This window comes from Sphingomonas bisphenolicum (genome assembly GCF_024349785.1).
Taxonomy (GTDB): Bacteria; Pseudomonadota; Alphaproteobacteria; order Sphingomonadales; family Sphingomonadaceae; genus Sphingobium; species Sphingobium bisphenolicum.
In genome coordinates this window covers 2,634,347-2,651,025 of record NZ_AP018817.1, presented here as the reverse complement: position 1 = coordinate 2,651,025, position 16,679 = coordinate 2,634,347, and the positions used below count along the sequence as shown (strand labels likewise).

Sequence of the window (16,679 nt, the reverse complement as noted above, 5' to 3'; positions counted from 1 at the left end):
GGCCGGAACCCGAAACCCCCTCGCATTGCCCGGCGCTTATAGTATAGCGCGGCCTTTCCCCATGACGGCGCGGAGCGATCGGTGATTACTGTCCAGCGGGTGGCCAAAGCCGCCGGCAAGCATCTGACGAAGACGGCGCTGCAACTGCGCAAGGCGCTGGGGGCGCGCGCGACGCGCAGTTGCCCGGCCTGCGGCGCGGCCGTGGTCGGCTTCTTCCGGTATGGCGACAATGGGCAGTGGGGATGCCCGGAATGCGGCGCATCCCCCCGCGAGCGGCTGATGAACTGGCTGATCCAGCAAGGCGCGCTCAAGGTGCCGACGGACGGCGCGATCCTGCACATGGCGCCCAATGAAGCCAGTCTGGTGCGGCGCTTCTCGGCTGCTGCCGATTACACCCCCGCCGATCTCGACCCGTCGCGCTATGGCGTCGCCAACATGACCCGCGTCGACCTGATGAATCTTGCCGACAGGGATCGCTACGATCTGTTCTACGCCAGCCATGTGATGGAGCATGTGCCTGATGACATGGCTGTGCTGCGTAACATCCACCGGGCGTTGAAGCCCGGCGGCGAAGCCTGGCTGATCGTGCCATTATGGGACAAGCCGACCGAGGACGGCAGCTTCGACATCCCGCCGCGCGAACGCGAACGGCGCTTTGGCCAATGGGATCATGTCCGCCAGTACGGCCCCGATTTCGCCGACCGCATCCGCGCCGCCGATTTCGATCTGGAAGAAATCGACGCCGCGACGATCGACGTCGCCACGCGCCATTTCCACGGCCTGGACGACCGTCTGTTCCGCGCGCGCAAGCCGGGCGGAGAGTCCGCACGGTGAGCCGCCTCGCGCGGCTGGAAGGGTCAGCCCGCTTCCTGGCGCTGGTGAAGCTCGCCAATGTCGGGCTGGTGCTGATCTGGGGCTTCGCCGTCACCTTCGTCTTCGTGCGCGTCCTGCCGATCGCGGAGTTCCAGGCGTTCCTGCTGCTCGTCGCCTTCGGCAATTTCACCATTTCGGCCGAATTCGGCCTCACCAGCATCATCTATGCGCGTCTCCGCCGCCATTGGCTCGGCAGCGGCGCGGGCAATGACGATGATGGCGGCTTCCGGCTGGAGGAGATGGGCGTTCTTTTCCTCTTCCTCGGCCTGCTGGTCGCGGGCGCCAGCCTGATCCTGCTTGCGGCGTTGACGGGGGGATGGCTGGCGACGGGCCTGCCGCTGCTCTTCTTCCTCTTCTTCCTCTCGGCCTGCCTTAACCTGCCAGCCCTGCTCGCCAAGCGGGCGTTGGCGGCGGTGGACGGCAATTTTTTGTGGGAAGGGCTGGATTGCGCACGGCGCATGGTGACGATCGGGCTGTTGCTGGCGATGCTGGCGGGCATGGACCCGCGCCTGTCAGTAGCGCTGCAACTGGTCGTCAGCATCCTCGTGATCGCCTACGCCATCGGCCATGTCCATCGACGCCTGGACATGAACCGCCGGCACTGGCTCGCCTTCCGCGTCGGCGGCGGCCATGTCCGTGCCCATTATCTGCGTGACATCGGCGCATCGGCCGCCTTTACCGTGTCCGACATCGTCGCCTACAACGCGCCCTATTTCACCATCGCGCTGGCTACCAGCGACCCCCGGCCGATGCTCGTCTTCGACTTCTTCTTCAAGATGTCGCGGTCGCTGTCCATGCTGGTCCGCGCGACGGTGGAGGCCGCGCTGCCGCGCATCACCCGCGCCTATCATGCCGGCGACCGCGTCCGCCTGCGCCAGTTGCTCGGCCGTGCGCTCGGCGCGGCGATGGTCTTCGCGTTCGGCCTGTCCGCCGTGCTGCTGCTCGCGGGCGATCGCCTGTTCGCGATCCTGTTCGACGGCCGCGCAACGATCGACCGGGCGGACATCACCCTCATCATCCTCGCGTTGTTCGCGCTGACCCTGCTCTGCGTCTCGGTCTATGTGCAGGCGGCGCTCGGGCGGTTCGGCGCCTTGCTCGCCCGCTCGCTCCCGTTTCTTGCCGGATCGCTGGCCAGCGCGCCGCTGGCGCTGCTGCTCTGGCCGGACCGCTTCGATCTCGCCTTCCTCGGCCTCTATGCGCTCACCCTGCTGGCCGCGGCCGGGCTGCACCTCGTCTCGTTGCGCAGGCTGGCGCGCGCATGAAGATCGCGATGCTCGATCCCTCGCTCTTCACCGGGCGCTATGACGACAGCCTGTGCGCGGCGCTGGCGGGGGATGGCGCCGACGTCACCCTGCTCGGCCGCCCGATGCGTTCCACCGACGCGATCATGCCGCAGGGCTATGTGTACAAGCCGCATTTCTTCCGCCGCAGCGAAGCCTTGCGCGCGCGGCAGGGTGAAGGCCGCGCCTTCCGCATCGCCAAGGCTGCCGAATATGGCCTCGCCTGCGCGCTGGGCGACATCGGTCCCCTGATCCACGCCGCCATCGTCCATGTCCAGTGGCTCCCGCTCGCCCCTGCCGACGCGCTGCTGCTCAACCGCCTCAAGGGCCGCACGGCACTGGTTCATACCGTCCACAACGCCGATGCCTATCATGCCGATGCCGGCGTGCAGGGACGCGGCTATCGCACGCTGCTCGACCGGTTCGACGCGCTCATCGTGCATGGCGACACCACCCGCGCCGCGCTGTTGGGGCAGGGCATCGATCCCGCCCGCATCCATGTCACCCCGCACCCGCCGATGCGCCTCGCTCCCGCCACCTCCGCCGACCTCGCCGCCATCCCCGCGCCCTCGGTCCCGCGCCTGCTCTTCTTCGGTACGATTCGTCCCTATAAGGGCGTCGATGTCCTGATCGACGCCTGCCTTATGCTCTGGCGCGCCGGCCATGTCTTCGAACTGGCGCTGGCGGGCAAGCCCTTCATGGACGTCGCCCCCTTGCTCGATGCGGTGACACAGGAGGGATTCGCCGACCGCCTCGTCACCGATTTCGGCTTCCTTACCGAATCCCGGCTCGATGCCCATATGGTCCGCGCCGACATGATTGCCTTCCCCTATCGTCATATCGATTCGAGCGGCGCCTTCCTCTCCGCGCTCCACCATGGCAAGGCGATGGTGACGTCGGACGCCGGCATGTTCGGCCAGTTGCCCGAAGGCGTCGCCGTCCGATCCGAAGCGGGAAATGCGCCGGCGCTGGCCCAAGCCCTCTTGCCGCTGATCGAAAGCGCGGCCATCAGGCAAAGCCATGGCGCATGGGCGCGCGACTACGGGAATGAGATGGGAAGCTGGAAAGACATGGCCGTTGCGACGATCGGCATCTATCGCACCATTTTGGCTGCGCGCTCAGGGCTGGTCGCGCGCGCATGAACCGCTATCTGCGCGAACTGGGCGATCGCGCCCTGGCCCTGCGCCTCGCCGCGGCCGGGCGGGTCCATCAATATCCCGAAATCCAGGCCTTGAAGCGTTTCCTGTCGGCTTTCGCAGTCGATTGCCTGTTCGACGTCGGCGCCAATCGCGGCCAATATGCAACCATGGCGCGCAAGGATGCGAGCTATAAGGGCCTGATCCTGTCGTTCGAACCGAACCCGGACGTCTTCGCCGAACTGCAAAAACAGGCTGCGTCCGACCGTAACTGGCATGTCTTCAATATGGCGCTGTCCGATTTCGACGGCACGGCCAGCTTCAACATCATGGCCGCCGACCAGTTCAGCTCGCTCAAAAAACCCTCGGACGGGCAGGACGCGATCTTCGCCGAGCGCAACAGGGTGACCAAGACGGTGGAGATGCAGTGCCGCCGCCTCGACACGCTGCTACCCGAACTGATCGCGCAGCACGGCTTTGCGCGCCCCTTCCTGAAAATGGATACGCAGGGCCACGACCTCTCTGTCTGCGAAGGCGCGGGCGATGCCCTGACCACGATGCTGGGCGTTCAGACCGAACTGGGCGTGCGGCCCATCTATGAAGGCGGCGCCGGCTATCGCGCGATGATCGACTGGCTGGAGGCGCGCGGCTTCGTCCCTTCCGCCTTCTTCGCCAATAATAAGGGCCATTTCCCCCGGCTGGTCGAAATGGACGGCATTTTCGTCAACCGGACCCTGGTTCAGGCCTGATCATGGGGCAGGGGAGCCGCATCGTCAGCGCGCGCCGCCTGTTTCTGGCGGGCGCGATCGGGCTGGCGCTCTGGCTGGGCGCGACCTTCCTGTGGCACGTCACCTATCGGCAGGGAATCAGCCTGGCCGTCATCCTGCTGCTGGATCAGGATTTTCCCGCGCTGCTCGGATCGCTGCTGTTGCTGGCTCTGGCCGCGCCCTGGGCGGAGGGGAAGGGGATCGCGCTCCCCCGGCCCACCGCCCGGATCGTCGTGCCGCTGATCGTGCTGCTCGGCATGGCGGCGTGGGGCGGCCATTATGCGCTGTTTCAGGATTATGCGATCAGCCGGGACGAGGAAGTCGCCCGCTTCGCCGCCGCCTATATGCGCGAAGGACTGTTCGCTCGGCCGATCCCGGTCGAATGGGAACCCTATCGCCGGGCGATCATGCCCGAATTCTTCTCCCCCTTCGGCGCGGCGGATTATTGGACGGCGGCCTATCTGCCGGTGAACAGCGCGATCCAGGCGCTGTTCTGGCAGTTGGGCGATCCCAACCTGGCCGGTCCGGCGCTGCTGATGGCGGGCCTGTTCGCGCTGTGGCGGGTGGCGCTGCACCTGATGCCCGATCGCCCGGACGCGGTCTGGGTCACGGTGCTGCTCGGTTTCTCGTCCAGCCAGCTCTGGGTCACGGCGATGACCCCTTATGCCATGACAGGGCATTTCGCGCTCAACATGGTCTGGCTGGCGCTTGTGCTGCGCGGCGGCGTGGTCGGCCACATCACCGCGGGCCTCGTCGCGCTGATCGCGGCCGGGCTGCACCAATGGCATTTCCCGCCGATCTTCATCGCGCCCTTCATCCTGTGGATGCTGCTCGCCCGCCGCTGGACGGTCGCGGCCTTCCACGCGCTGACCTTGGTGGCGATCGTCGTCATCTGGGCGAAACTCTGGCCCGGCTTCCTGATGCACGCTTTGGGCGCCCCTGCCGACGTCCGCCCCTCCGCCGGGGTCGCGGATAAGGTCGGCAGCCTGTTCCAGCGGCTGGGCGATCGCTGGCAACCACTCGTCAACCTGACCCGCTACGTCGCCTGGAACAACATATTGATGGTCCCCCTGGCCATGCTCGGCATCGCCGCCATGCGCTGGCGCACGATGATCCGCGGGCAGGAAATCGCGCTGCCGCTGGCGCTGGGCTGCCTCGCCGGCAGCCTGCTGGCGCTGGCGCAGGGCTATGGATGGGGCTTTCGCTATGCCCATGGCTTCATCGGCCCCTTCTGCCTGCTCGCCGGTCTCGGCTGGGCGCGCTTCCGGCCGCAGGGGGCGTTACGGCCGCTGCTGATCGGTCTCGTCATCACCGGCCTTGCCAGCAGCTTTCTCGTATGGCGCACCCATGTCTTCGTCGAACCCTATGCGGCCAGCCACCGGCTGATCGATTCGAGCGAGGCCGATGTCGTTCTGGTCGATCCCCGCGGCGGCCTTTACGTCACGGATCTGGTGCGGGGGCGCAACGGCGTGCCGGGCAAGCCGATGGTGATGAACCTGGGCATGCTCACGCTGGAGCAGGTGGACATGTTGTGCCAATCCTATGTCGTCGAACTGTTCGACCGCGCCGAATTTCGCCCCCTGGGCGTTCCGCTCGCCCGCTGGAACCTCGGCCGGATGGATGCGCTGCGCGCGCATATGAAGGAGGAAGGCTGCGATCGCCCGGTCCAGCCGCCGCTCCCCGAAACATTCGAAGACGCCCTGAACGCCGCCGACAACGCGATGTAAGGCCTACAGCGCCGCGCTATTGTCCGCCGGCGCCGGGTCTTCATCGCGATAGAGCAGCATCACCGATCCGTCCTCGCCATGGACGGCGCGGATCGGCAGGCTCAGTTGCAGCGCCGACAGGAACTCCCGGCTGTCGCTGGTGCGGAACCGTCCGCCGATCCGCAGTGATGACACGCGCGTATCGCCGATCAATATGGGCGCGGCGCGATAGCGGTTGAACTCGCCCGTCGCCTGCTCGATCGTCTCGCCGTCCAGTTCGACCATCTGTTCGCGCCAGGCGGTGCGCTGATCGATCAGCTTGGGGCCGAGATGCGTCAGCGCGATCGTGCGCGGCTGGATCACCGCGCCGCTCCCGGCCGGCACCTTCTGCGCCGTGCCGCCGCCCGAATGCACCGTCACCGTACCCTGCGTCACCGTCAGTTCGACGATGGACGGACGCATCCGCACGTTGAAGGCGGTGCCGACCGCGCGAATCACCGCGGACCGGGCTTCGACATCGAACGGGCGTTTGCGGTCATGGGCGACGTCGAACGACGCCTCGCCCTTGATGATACGCACCTTGCGTCCGTTCGATGTGAAGCGGACCTCGGCTTCGCTGTCGCTGTTGAGGTGAAGGGTGGACCCATCGTCCAGCGCAATGTCGCGATATTCGCCGATGCCGGTCTGATAGCGATCCATGCCGCTGAAGGTCCGGACCGTGACGATGGCGGCGACCAGGAAGAACAGGACCGCGACGGCGGCGGCGATCATGATGTTGCGCGACAGGCGGCGCTGCTGTTCCTCGCTGACGATCGCGGCGAGCGGGGGCAGGGTGATGTCGGCAGCGGCGCTCTTCAGCCGCTCGGCGGCCTCCCATGCCGCTTCGGCGCGGGCGAAGGCAACGGCGTGGCGCGGATCGCTTTCGATCCAGGCGCAAATCTCGGCTTCGTCCTCCGATGTGGGGGCGTTATTAAGCCTGGCCAGCAGGCGCGCGGCTTGCGCCTCCATCGCGTCCCTGCCGCCGTTGCTCGAACCTGGTTCCGACGCCTGCACGCTCGAAGTCCGTTTCCTCACGTTCCGCCCAGGCCCGCATAACTATCGCGATGGCTTTGGCCAGATGTTTTTCAACAGTAGAAACGGACAGGGACATCTCCTCCGCTATTTCCAGCATCGATTTTTCGTGGATGCGGCGAAGAATGAAGACGCGGCGGCATTGGGTAGGCAGCGACTCGACGATCGCCTCGACCTGGCGCAGCGCTTCGCGGGCGTGGAGCTGCGCTTCGATATTATTCTCGCCGCCCAGCAGTTCGAGGTCGGCGATGGTCTCGAAGCTGACGACCTTGTTGCGCCGGGCGGTGTCGATGACGAGATTGCGGGCGATGGTGAACAGATACGCCCGCCCTGTCGTCACATTCTCCCAATTTTCCGTGGCATAGGCGCGGGTCATGACCTCGGCGACCATGTCTTCCAGTTCATGGGTGGACGGCAGGATCCTGCGGAGGCGGCCACGAAGGGCGGCTTCCTGAGGCAGGATCACCGTCTTGAACCATTCCAGTTTAGCGCGAACCCGTTGCACGACGACCCCCTGTTTTTTCAGCCGGGCCTCTCCGCTTTTCTTTTCTATGTCATATTTCAATCATGGATGCAGGGGACTGTCCAGACGCCGGATCGTCATAATCCGGACGATCGACCAAAAAAGTTCCGGCCATGGCAAATTAATTGTGGATATGTGGCCGCGAGCGCACACTTATGTCCCGCGGCGCCTTGCCGGCAACGCCGCCGCTCAATCGGGCGGTGGCGGCAGCTCCGTCGGCGCGCTGTCCGGCTGGTCATAGTCGGGGCCGACCGGGGTGATCTCATCCGGCTCGGTCATCGGCGTTTCCTCCGGCGTGACGGGGGCCGGCATCTCGTCTGGCGACTGGGGGTCGATGCGGTCGGGTGGCGGAACGCCATCGGGTCCGGTATCGGGGCGGGTGGCCATCGCTGTCTCTCCTGTGTAACGCATGACCCCTACGTTCGGGCAGCATCGGCGGTTCCGCGCAGGCGTTCCACTATAGCTTGCCTCTTCTCGCGCTTTTCTCTATGCCGCGCCGACCGGCGACCGATGCGGGCGTGGCGAAACTGGTAGACGCGCCAGATTTAGGTTCTGGTATCGCAAGATGTGGGGGTTCGAGTCCCTTCGCCCGCACCAGGATGCCGACCGCGGCAGCGCCACCGAAATTCAGCTGAAGAAAGCGTTTGAGAGAAGAGATGCAGACTGTCGAGACGTTGAACGAGGGCCTTAAGCGCGCCTACACCGTAACCATCACGTCGAAGGATATCGACGCCCGTGTCGACAAGGAAGTGAAGGCGATCGCACCGCAGGTGCGGATGCCCGGTTTCCGCGCCGGCAAGGTGCCTGCGAACCTCGTCAAGAAGATGCATGGTGAATCGCTGCAGCGTGACGCCCTCAACAATTCGATCCAGGAAAGCATTCAGAAGCTGATCGCCGATCAGAAGCTGCGTCCTGCCATGCAGCCGTCGGTCGAACTCGACGAAGGCTTCGAATTCGGCAAGGATGCCGAGATCAAAGTCGCGCTGGAAGTGCTGCCCGATATCGCGGCGCCCAGCGTCGAAGGTCTGAAGCTGGAGCGCCTGACCGTCGAAGTCGCCGATGCGCAGATCGATGAGGCCGCCGGCCGCATCGCGACCCAGCAGGGTGCGCTCGAAGAACATGCCGCCAGCCACAAGGCGAAGGACGGCGACACGCTCAAGATCGATTTCGTCGGCAAGGTCGACGGCGAAGCGTTCGAAGGCGGTTCGGCCGAGGGCGTCAATCTCAAGATCGGCGCGGGCCAGTTCATCCCCGGCTTCGAAGAGCAGCTCACCGGCGTCAAGAAGGGCGAAGAAAAGACCATCGAGGTCACCTTCCCGGAAGATTATGGCGCAGAGCATCTGGCCGGCAAGGCCGCGACCTTCGACATCACCGTCCAGGCGATCCTGAACGGCGACAAGCCCAAGCTGGACGACGAGTTCGCCAAGTCGCTGGGTCTGGAAGGCCTCGACAAGCTCAAGGAACTGCTCAAGGGGCAGATCGAGCAGGAACATAACGGCCTGACCCGCACCCATATGAAGCGCAAGCTGCTCGACCAGCTCGCCGCTGCCCATGATTTCGACGTGCCGCCCAGCATGGTGGAAGCCGAATTCAACCAGATCTGGCAGCAGCTTCAGCATGAAGCCACCCATGAGGAAGATCCGGCCGCCGCGATCGCCGAAATGGAAGCAGAAAAGGAAGACTATCGCGCGATCGCCGTGCGCCGCGTCCGCCTGGGCCTGCTCCTCTCGGAAATCGGCCAGGCCAATGGCGTCATCGTCAACGACCAGGAAATGAACCGCCTCATCATGCAGGCCGCGCAACAGTACGGCCCGCAGGACCGGGAGCGTTTCGTGCAATATGTCCGTCAGGATCCGATGGCCGCCGCCCAGCTTCGCGCGCCGCTCTATGAGGACAAGGTCGTCGACTTCCTGTTCGACAAGGCCGAAGTGACCGACCGCGCCGTCAGCCGCGAGGAACTGGAAGCGGCGATCGAAGCCGAGGATGGCGACGTCAAGCCGCACGTCCACGGCCCGAACTGCGGCCACGACCATCACGACGAAAAGCCGAAGGCCAAGAAGGCTGCGACCAAGAAGGCCGCTGAACCGGCCGCCGACGCCGAAGCGGTAGCCGAAGAAGCCCCCGCCAAGCCGAAGAAGGCTGCCGCCAAGAAGGCCGCTCCTGCCGAAGCAGAGGCCGAAGCGCCCGTCGCTGAGGAAGCGGCCACCGAGGAAAAGCCCAAGAAAAAGGCCGCTCCCAAGAAGGCTGCCGCCAAGGCTGAATAAGCCTGTCGACCCGATAGAATGAGCGCCCGCCTTCCCTGGGAAGTGCGGGCGCTTTTCATTTCCGGGCCGGCATGGCAGACGAAATATTAAGGATGATGTCCGATGCAGGCGACATGGGACAGGGGCAGATGGCGACGATGAAGGAATATCCCCCAGTGGATGGCGCGGTGAACGGCGACACGGCCATGGCGACCCCGCGCGTCGCCGTGATCCTGCCCTGCTATAATGAAGCCGGCGCGATCGTGCAGACGGTAGAGGGCTTCCGCCGCGCACTGCCCGCCGCCGACATCTATGTCTTCGACAATAACAGCCGCGATGGCAGCCGCGAACTGGCGGCCGGGGCGGGGGCTATCGTCCGCCGCGTCGGCCAGCAGGGCAAGGGCCATGTCGTGCGCCGCATGTTCGCCGACGTGGACGCCGACATCTATATCATGGCCGATGGCGATGCGACCTATGAGGCCGCCGCCGCTCCGGCGATGATCGCCGCCATGCTGGCGGACAATCTCGACATGGTGGTCGGCTGTCGCCGCGAAGAGGCCGACGCCGCCTATCGCCGCGGCCACCGTTTCGGCAACTGGGCGCTGACCAGCCTGCTCAAGCAGCTTTTCGGTCGCAGTTTCACCGACATTCTGTCGGGCTATCGCGTCTTTTCCCGTCGCTTCGTCAAGAGCTTCCCCGTCCTGTCGGCAGGGTTCGAGATCGAGACGGAAATCAGCGTCCATGCGCTCGAACTCGCCATGCCGGTCGCCGAAGTGATGACCGCCTATGGCGCCCGTCCCGAAGGATCGGTCAGCAAGCTCAGCACTTATCGCGACGGCTTCCGCATCCTGCGCACCATCATCACCCTCTACCGGATCGAGCGGCCGGTCCTCTTTTTCGGCATCATCGCGGCCTTCCTGGCGGCGCTGTGCCTGGGTCTCGCCGCCCCGCTGATCCTCACCTATCTCCATACCGGCCTCGTCCCCCGTTTCCCGACCGCGATCCTGGTGACCGGCCTCATGATTCTGGCGACCCTGTCGGCCATGTGCGGCCTCATCCTCGACACGGTCGTACGTGGCCGCCGGGAAGTGCGGCGGCTGGCCTATCTCGCCTTCCGCGCGCCGTCCGACTTCGCCCGGCGCGACTGACGCCAAGACCCCCTTGAACCATTCGCCTTTTGTGCCGATGTAGGGGCTGGGCAAAAGCACCTGACTGAAAGAGTATAATGACCAACATCATGCATGATCCCATGGCCGCGCTGGTCCCCATCGTCATCGAACAGTCGAACCGCGGCGAGCGCAGCTTCGACATCTATTCGCGGCTTCTGCGTGAGCGGATCATCTTCGTGACCGGCCAGGTCGAGGATCATATGGCCTCGCTGATCGTCGCCCAGCTCCTGTTCCTCGAATCGGAAAATCCGAAAAAGGACATCTGGATGTACATCAACTCGCCCGGCGGCGTGGTGACGGCCGGCATGGCGATCCACGACACGATGAAATATATCCGTCCCCAGGTCGGCACCGTCTGCATCGGTCAGGCCGCTTCGATGGGCAGCTTCCTGCTCGCCGCGGGCGAACCGGGCAAGCGCATCGCGCTGGGCAATGCGCGCATCATGGTGCATCAGCCGTCCGGCGGCGCGCAGGGCATGGCGTCGGATATCGAGATCCAGGCCAAGGAAATCCTGCGGATTCGCCGTCGCCTGAACGACCTCTATGTCAAATATACCGGCCAGACGCTGCAAGCGGTGGAAAAGGCCATGGATCGCGACACTTTCCTCGAAGCGGACGAGGCGAAGGCCTTCGGTCTGGTCGACGAGGTGTTCGACCGCCGCCCTGCCGCGCCGGAATCTGCCGACGCTTAAAGACTATCTTTACCGGGTCGCGCCACTTTCTTCCCTTGTGGAACGCGCGCGGCCCGGTCTAATATGGCCTTTGGACCAGAAAATCCCTCACCGAATGCGGTTCTGGTGACTGTAGACCGGGGGGGAAGAGAGAATGGCGAATGACTAAGCTTACCGGTTCGGATTCGAAAAGCACGCTTTACTGCTCCTTCTGCGGCAAGTCGCAGCATGAGGTGCGTAAGCTGATCGCGGGACCGACCGTGTTCATCTGCGACGAATGCGTGGAACTGTGCAACGATATCATCCGCGAGGAGACCAAGGGCGGTCTCGTCGGGCGGAAGGATGGCGGCGTACCGACCCCGCAGGAAATCTGCGATGTGCTCGACGATTATGTGATCGGCCAGAAGCGCGCCAAGCGCGTCCTCTCGGTCGCTGTCCACAATCATTACAAGCGCCTGAACCACGGATCGAAGCCGGGCGAGGTCGAACTGGCCAAGTCGAACATCCTGCTCGTCGGTCCGACCGGCTGCGGCAAGACGCTGCTCGCGCAGACGCTGGCCAAGACGTTCGACGTGCCCTTCACCATGGCCGACGCGACCACGCTGACCGAAGCCGGCTATGTCGGCGAGGATGTGGAGAACATCATCCTAAAGCTGCTCCAGGCGTCGGATTACAACGTCGAAAAGGCGCAGCGCGGCATCGTCTATATCGACGAGATCGACAAGATCAGCCGCAAGGCGGAGAATCCCTCCATCACCCGCGACGTGTCGGGCGAAGGTGTGCAGCAGGCGCTGCTCAAGCTGATGGAAGGCACCACCGCCTCCGTCCCGCCGCAGGGCGGCCGCAAGCATCCCCAGCAGGAGTTCCTGCAGGTCGACACGACCAACATCCTGTTCATCTGTGGCGGCGCCTTTGCGGGCCTGGAAAAGATCATCGGCGACCGTCTGGAAGCCAAGTCGATCGGCTTCGGCGCCTATGTCGCCGCGCCCGAAGAGCGCAAGACCGGCGAACTGCTCAAGTCGAGCGAACCGGAAGATCTGCTCAAATTCGGCCTGATCCCCGAATTTGTCGGTCGTCTGCCCGTCATCGCGACGCTGGAGGATCTCGACGTCTCGGCGCTGGTGAAAATCCTGGGCGAACCGAAGAACGCGCTGGTCAAGCAATATGGCAAGCTGTTCGACATGGAGAATGTCGAGCTGAGCTTCACCGATGACGCATTGGTGGCGATCGCGAAGAAGGCGATCGAGCGCAAGACCGGCGCGCGCGGCCTGCGTTCGATCCTCGAAGCGATCCTGCTCGACACCATGTTCGACCTGCCCTCGATGGAGGGCGTCGGTGAAGTGGTGGTCGACAAGGATGTCGTGGCGGGCACCAAGGAGCCGATTCGCGTGTTCAGCGAGAAGGAAAAGCGGGCCGAAGACGCGGCCTGATCCACACCTTTTTTACCCGCTTTTTAAAGGGCCGGCGCGCGATCGCTGGCCCTTTTTCGTTACGCCAGCGTGCGCTGCACAAAAATTCTTGCTGCGTTGCAAAATTGCACCACCGTCAAACTACTGTGTGCCATCGGAATTTTGTCACTAAACTTCAATAATTTATGACCAAATGGCGGGGGTCCCAAAGCGCAGGCGAAAGGGGCAGGGGAGGATTGTGACAGTCCTGTTGGTGCATTGTAACAAAATTGCAATCGACGCATCACAGGGCCGTCGTCAGCAGCCGCCAAGAGCGGCGCCGGCTTGAAAGAGCAGACTATTTGCAGGGGTGCGGCGACGCGCCACTCTTGAAAAGGGACAAGGGTCACATGAAGACATTTCTGATGGGCAGCGCCGCGATCATCGCCGTCGCCGCCCCCTCCGCCGCCTTCGCGCAGTCCACGGGTTCGTCGGACTTCGAAGACAGCATCATCGTCACCGGCGCGCGCATCGACCAGGGTGTCGGCGGCGTCAAGATTCCCGACTCGCCCAAGGCGAAGGTCGTTCTGGGTCAGGAAATCATCCAGGCGCAGCGCCCCGGCCAGACGATCAACGAAATCATCAACCTGGTGCCGGGCGTCAGCTTCACCAACAACGATCCCTGGGGTTCGTCGGGCGGCAGCTTCACCATCCGTGGCTTTAGCTCGGACCGCATCTCGCAGACCTTCGATGGTATCCCGCTCAACGACTCCGGTAACTATGCGGTTTACACCAACCAGCAGGTCGATGGCGAACTGATCGAAAACGTCAATGTTAACCTGGGTTCGACCGACGTCGACAGCCCGACCGCCGCAGCGGTTGGCGGCACCGTCAACATCAAGACGCTGGAGCCGAGCGACGAATATGGCGTCCTTGCCAGCGTCAGCTACGGTAACATCGCCGCCAGCGGTGCGGGCGATCGGCCCTATTTCCGCATGTTCGGCGTCGTCAACACGGGCGACCTGACCGGCCATGGCACCAAGGCCTGGTTCTCGGCTTCGCGCCTGAAGAACGATGCAGCCTTCGCCAACTATGGTAAGGTGTACAAGCAGCAGTATAATGCCAAGATTTGGCAGGATATCGGCGACAATGGCGATTTCATCTCGCTGTCGGGTCACTACAACCAGAACCGCAACAATTTCGGTGGTTCGCCGCTGCGCGCCAACGCCATCACCGGCGACAAGTCGGGCCGTTTTTATGACATCGCCGGCGGCTATCCTTGCAACGTTAGCCTGACGGGCGTGACCAATAGCTGCGGCACCGATTTCGAACGTCGCTACAATCCGTCCAACACCGGCAACGTCCGTCTGAACTCCAAATATACGCTGACCGATCGCCTGACGTTCAGCGTCGATGGCGCCTATCAGTGGGTGAAGGCCAATGGCGGCGGTACGACGTCGGCTTACGAAGCCTATAACTATATCGGCGGCGTACCCTATACCGGCAATTATGGCGGTTCCTTCTATTTCGGTCGCGACTTCAACGGCGACGGAAACCTTGGCACCGACACCAACGGCGACGGTATCGTGTCGGGCACTGAATCCGACCGCTACACAGTTCTCCAGCCCAGCCAGACCAACACCCGTCGCTGGGTCGGCATCGCCAACCTCGCTTATGAAATTAGCGATGCCCACCGTATTCGCCTGTCGTACAGCTATGATCGCGCCCGTCACCGCCAGACCGGCTATGCCGGCCTGCTCGACCTGGGCGGCAATCCGCTGGACGTCTTCCCGATCAACGATCCGCTGACCGACACCGCCGGCAACGCCCTGCAAAAGCGTGACCGCAAGTCGATCGCCGAACTGAACCAGATCGCGGGCGAATATCGCGGCCAGTTCTTCGAAGACCGGTTGAGCGTCCTGATCGGCGGCCGTCTGCCCTTCTTCAAGCGTGAATTGACGCAGAACTGCTTCACCACCAGCTCGGGCGGTTTCGTCGACTGCGTTCCTGATGATCAGATTGCAGCTTACACCGCAGCGAAGCCCTACAGCTATAATGCGACGACGGGTAAGGCGACCGGCTCGGCTCTGCCGCAGTCGCGTAAGCTGAAGTACGACAAGTTCCTGCCGAACGTCGGTGCGACCTTCAAGATCACGCCGGAAATCAGCATCGCAGGCAGCTATGCCAAGAACATCTCGGTGCCCAGCACCGACGCGCTCTACAACGCCTTCTACTTCCCGGCGGACAGCGATGCGGCCTACCGCGTGCCTGAAACCTCGGACAGCTTCGACGCCAGCATTCGCTATAGCTCGTCGAAGGTGCAGGCAGCTGTTACCGGCTGGTACTCCAAGTACAAGAACCGCCTCGTTACCGCTTATGACATTGACGGCAACGGCACTGACACCAATCTGGGTCCGGTGAAGAAGTACGGCATCGACAGCAGCATTTCGTACAGCCCGATCAAGGAAGTTACGGCTTACCTGTTCGGTTCGTACATCAAGTCTGAAATCCAGAACGATGCCCGTACCGGCAGCTGTGCCGCCACCAGCGACATTGCGCTGGCCGGCCTCTGCTACATCGATGCGAGCGGCGACGCCTATCTGCGCACCGCTGGCAAGCGTGAACGTAGCGCGCCGAAATATCTGTTCGGTGGTCGTCTCCAGGGCAATCTGGGTGACTTCACCCTGGGCGTGCAGGCAAAGAAGACCAGCTCGCGTTATATGAACGACATCAATGGTGAAGTTCAGTCGGTCACGCTGACCGATGGCACGACCAAGATCATCGCGCCCGGCGCGAAGTTCGGTGCCTACACCGTCGTTGATATCGATCTGCGCTACTCGCTCGCCAGCCTCGGCATGGAAAAGGGCGCGATCCAGCTCAACGTCAGCAACCTGTTCGACAAATTCTATGTCGGCTCGTTCAGTGGCGGTCTGGACACGCTGGCCAGCAGCTCGTCGGCCTTCGTGAACTTCGGTTCGCCGCGCGCGATCAGCGCTTCGCTGATCGTCGGCTTCTAAGCCGCAACCACTCGTTTAAAAAAAAGGGGGGCGCGGAGAAATCCGTGCCCCCTTTTTGTTGGAGACAGATAGGATATCCGGGCCTAGCGCCGACTTCTCACATGTCACATGCAAGAAGTTCGGGAAATTTCAGCGCAGGCAGCTATCCAGCCCGTCCCGCTGCACCACGCCGATCCGCGCTGCGATCGTATTGCCGTAGCGCCGCGTAAAGCCGCTCGGCGCCACCGCCGCCCGCTTCTTGGGCAGCGGCAGCACGGCGGCGATGCGGCCGGCCTCCGCCTTGCTCAGCTTGCCCGCGCCATGGTGGAAATAACGGATCGCGCCGGCCTGTACCCCATAGGTGCCGATCCCCGTCTCCGCGACGTTCAGATAGACCTCCATGATCCGGCGCTTGCCCCACATCGCCTCGATAAGCACCGTGAACCAGGCTTCCAGCCCTTTGCGCACGAAGCCGCCGCCCTGCCACAGGAAGACATTCTTGGCGGTCTGCTGGCTGATGGTCGATCCGCCGCGGATACGGCCGCCGCTGGCATTATGGATCGCCGCCTTGGCGATCGCATCGACGTCGAAGCCGTGATGGCTGCAGAACTTCCCATCTTCCCCCGCGATCGCCGCCCGCGCCATATCCGGATCGATCGCGTCCAGCGACGTCCAGTCCTTTGTGATGCCATTGGGGTCGAACAACATCGTCAGCGTCACCGGCGGCGGCACGAAGCGATAGATCGCCACCATCAACAGCGACAGGGCGATGAAGCCGAACAGGATCTTGATGGGGATCATGATCCAGCGGGAACGGCGGCGATGCGATACGGTTGGTGCGGTCATGCCGCCTGTC

General features: G+C 63.6%; 14 protein-coding genes and 1 tRNA gene. 11 read left to right on the top strand and 4 right to left on the bottom strand.

Annotated elements, in window-relative coordinates; all coding sequences use genetic code 11:
• Positions 1-81: 81 nt before the first annotated feature.
• Genes SBA_RS13115 through SBA_RS13095 form a run of 5 tightly spaced genes read left to right on the top strand, consistent with a single transcriptional unit; the run spans position 82 to position 5,783 of the window.
• Positions 82-834, top strand: a complete 753-nt coding sequence (locus tag SBA_RS13115; protein ID WP_261934763.1) for a class I SAM-dependent methyltransferase — start codon at positions 82-84, stop codon at positions 832-834.
• Positions 831-2,135: an MATE family efflux transporter gene (locus SBA_RS13110; protein WP_261934762.1), complete on the top strand. Its 1,305-nt coding sequence runs from the start codon at positions 831-833 to the stop codon at positions 2,133-2,135. Before SBA_RS13115 ends, SBA_RS13110 begins: the two co-directional genes overlap by 4 nt.
• Entirely contained in the window at positions 2,132-3,295 is a 1,164-nt protein-coding gene (locus tag SBA_RS13105) for a glycosyltransferase family 4 protein (RefSeq protein ID WP_261934761.1), read from the top strand. Before SBA_RS13110 ends, SBA_RS13105 begins: the two co-directional genes overlap by 4 nt.
• The gene (locus tag SBA_RS13100; protein ID WP_261934760.1) at positions 3,292-4,038 is read left to right on the top strand and encodes an FkbM family methyltransferase; all 747 of its coding nucleotides are present in this window, start codon (positions 3,292-3,294) and stop codon (positions 4,036-4,038) included. The genes SBA_RS13105 and SBA_RS13100 overlap by 4 nt, the downstream gene beginning before the upstream one ends.
• Before the next feature lie 2 nt (positions 4,039-4,040).
• Positions 4,041-5,783: an MFS transporter gene (locus tag SBA_RS13095; RefSeq protein ID WP_261934759.1), complete on the top strand. Its 1,743-nt coding sequence runs from the start codon at positions 4,041-4,043 to the stop codon at positions 5,781-5,783.
• Positions 5,784-5,786: 3 nt separating this feature from the next.
• Here the strand turns inward: SBA_RS13095 and SBA_RS13090 are convergent, their stop codons facing one another.
• The 3 genes from SBA_RS13090 to SBA_RS13080 all read right to left on the bottom strand — a co-directional run bounded on the left by SBA_RS13090 (position 5,787) and on the right by SBA_RS13080 (position 7,743).
• On the bottom strand, positions 5,787-6,815 hold the full coding sequence (locus SBA_RS13090) for a FecR family protein (RefSeq protein WP_390902335.1): 1,029 nt from the start codon (positions 6,813-6,815) through the stop codon (positions 5,787-5,789).
• A complete protein-coding gene (locus SBA_RS13085) occupies positions 6,733-7,338 on the bottom strand; it encodes a sigma-70 family RNA polymerase sigma factor (protein WP_224549909.1) in 606 nt (201 codons plus the stop codon). Before SBA_RS13085 ends, SBA_RS13090 begins: the two co-directional genes overlap by 83 nt.
• A 207-nt stretch (positions 7,339-7,545) precedes the next feature.
• Entirely contained in the window at positions 7,546-7,743 is a 198-nt protein-coding gene (locus SBA_RS13080; protein WP_224549910.1) for a hypothetical protein, read from the bottom strand.
• Positions 7,744-7,868: 125 nt separating this feature from the next.
• Here SBA_RS13080 and SBA_RS13075 point away from each other — a divergent pair.
• The 6 genes from SBA_RS13075 to SBA_RS13050 all read left to right on the top strand — a co-directional run bounded on the left by SBA_RS13075 (position 7,869) and on the right by SBA_RS13050 (position 15,844).
• A tRNA-Leu gene (locus SBA_RS13075) sits at positions 7,869-7,953 on the top strand.
• Between the two features lie 59 nt (positions 7,954-8,012).
• Complete coding sequence (tig, locus tag SBA_RS13070; RefSeq protein ID WP_261934757.1) at positions 8,013-9,620, top strand: trigger factor; 1,608 nt, start codon at positions 8,013-8,015, stop codon at positions 9,618-9,620.
• A gap of 137 nt (positions 9,621-9,757) precedes the next feature.
• Positions 9,758-10,747, top strand: coding sequence for a glycosyltransferase family 2 protein (locus tag SBA_RS13065; protein WP_261936731.1), 990 nt, complete (start codon positions 9,758-9,760; stop codon positions 10,745-10,747).
• 77 nt (positions 10,748-10,824) lie between these two features.
• Complete coding sequence (clpP, locus tag SBA_RS13060) at positions 10,825-11,460, top strand: ATP-dependent Clp endopeptidase proteolytic subunit ClpP (RefSeq protein WP_261934756.1); 636 nt, start codon at positions 10,825-10,827, stop codon at positions 11,458-11,460.
• A 140-nt stretch (positions 11,461-11,600) separates the two neighbouring features.
• On the top strand, positions 11,601-12,869 hold the full coding sequence (gene clpX / locus SBA_RS13055) for an ATP-dependent Clp protease ATP-binding subunit ClpX (RefSeq protein WP_066601934.1): 1,269 nt from the start codon (positions 11,601-11,603) through the stop codon (positions 12,867-12,869).
• Positions 12,870-13,237: 368 nt separating this feature from the next.
• A complete protein-coding gene (locus SBA_RS13050) occupies positions 13,238-15,844 on the top strand; it encodes a TonB-dependent receptor (RefSeq protein WP_261934755.1) in 2,607 nt (868 codons plus the stop codon).
• A gap of 129 nt (positions 15,845-15,973) precedes the next feature.
• Here SBA_RS13050 and mtgA read toward each other — a convergent pair whose 3' ends face one another.
• Positions 15,974-16,669: a monofunctional biosynthetic peptidoglycan transglycosylase gene (mtgA, locus tag SBA_RS13045; RefSeq protein ID WP_261934754.1), complete on the bottom strand. Its 696-nt coding sequence runs from the start codon at positions 16,667-16,669 to the stop codon at positions 15,974-15,976.
• Positions 16,670-16,679 lie beyond the last annotated feature (10 nt).

Excerpts from the sequence above, each read along its gene's own strand:
- SBA_RS13105 (WP_261934761.1), top strand. The coding sequence starts at position 2,132 with ATGAAGATCGCGATGCTCGATCCCTCGCTCTTCACCGGGCGCTATGAC.
- SBA_RS13100 (WP_261934760.1), top strand. The coding sequence starts at position 3,292 with ATGAACCGCTATCTGCGCGAACTGGGCGATCGCGCCCTGGCCCTGCGC.
- SBA_RS13095 (WP_261934759.1), top strand. The coding sequence starts at position 4,041 with ATGGGGCAGGGGAGCCGCATCGTCAGCGCGCGCCGCCTGTTTCTGGCG.
- SBA_RS13080 (WP_224549910.1), bottom strand. The coding sequence starts at position 7,743 with ATGGCCACCCGCCCCGATACCGGACCCGATGGCGTTCCGCCACCCGAC.
- tig (WP_261934757.1), top strand. The coding sequence starts at position 8,013 with ATGCAGACTGTCGAGACGTTGAACGAGGGCCTTAAGCGCGCCTACACC.
- SBA_RS13065 (WP_261936731.1), top strand. The coding sequence starts at position 9,758 with ATGAAGGAATATCCCCCAGTGGATGGCGCGGTGAACGGCGACACGGCC.
- clpP (WP_261934756.1), top strand. The coding sequence starts at position 10,825 with ATGACCAACATCATGCATGATCCCATGGCCGCGCTGGTCCCCATCGTC.
- clpX (WP_066601934.1), top strand. The coding sequence starts at position 11,601 with ATGACTAAGCTTACCGGTTCGGATTCGAAAAGCACGCTTTACTGCTCC.
- SBA_RS13050 (WP_261934755.1), top strand. The coding sequence starts at position 13,238 with ATGAAGACATTTCTGATGGGCAGCGCCGCGATCATCGCCGTCGCCGCC.
- mtgA (WP_261934754.1), bottom strand. The coding sequence starts at position 16,669 with ATGACCGCACCAACCGTATCGCATCGCCGCCGTTCCCGCTGGATCATG.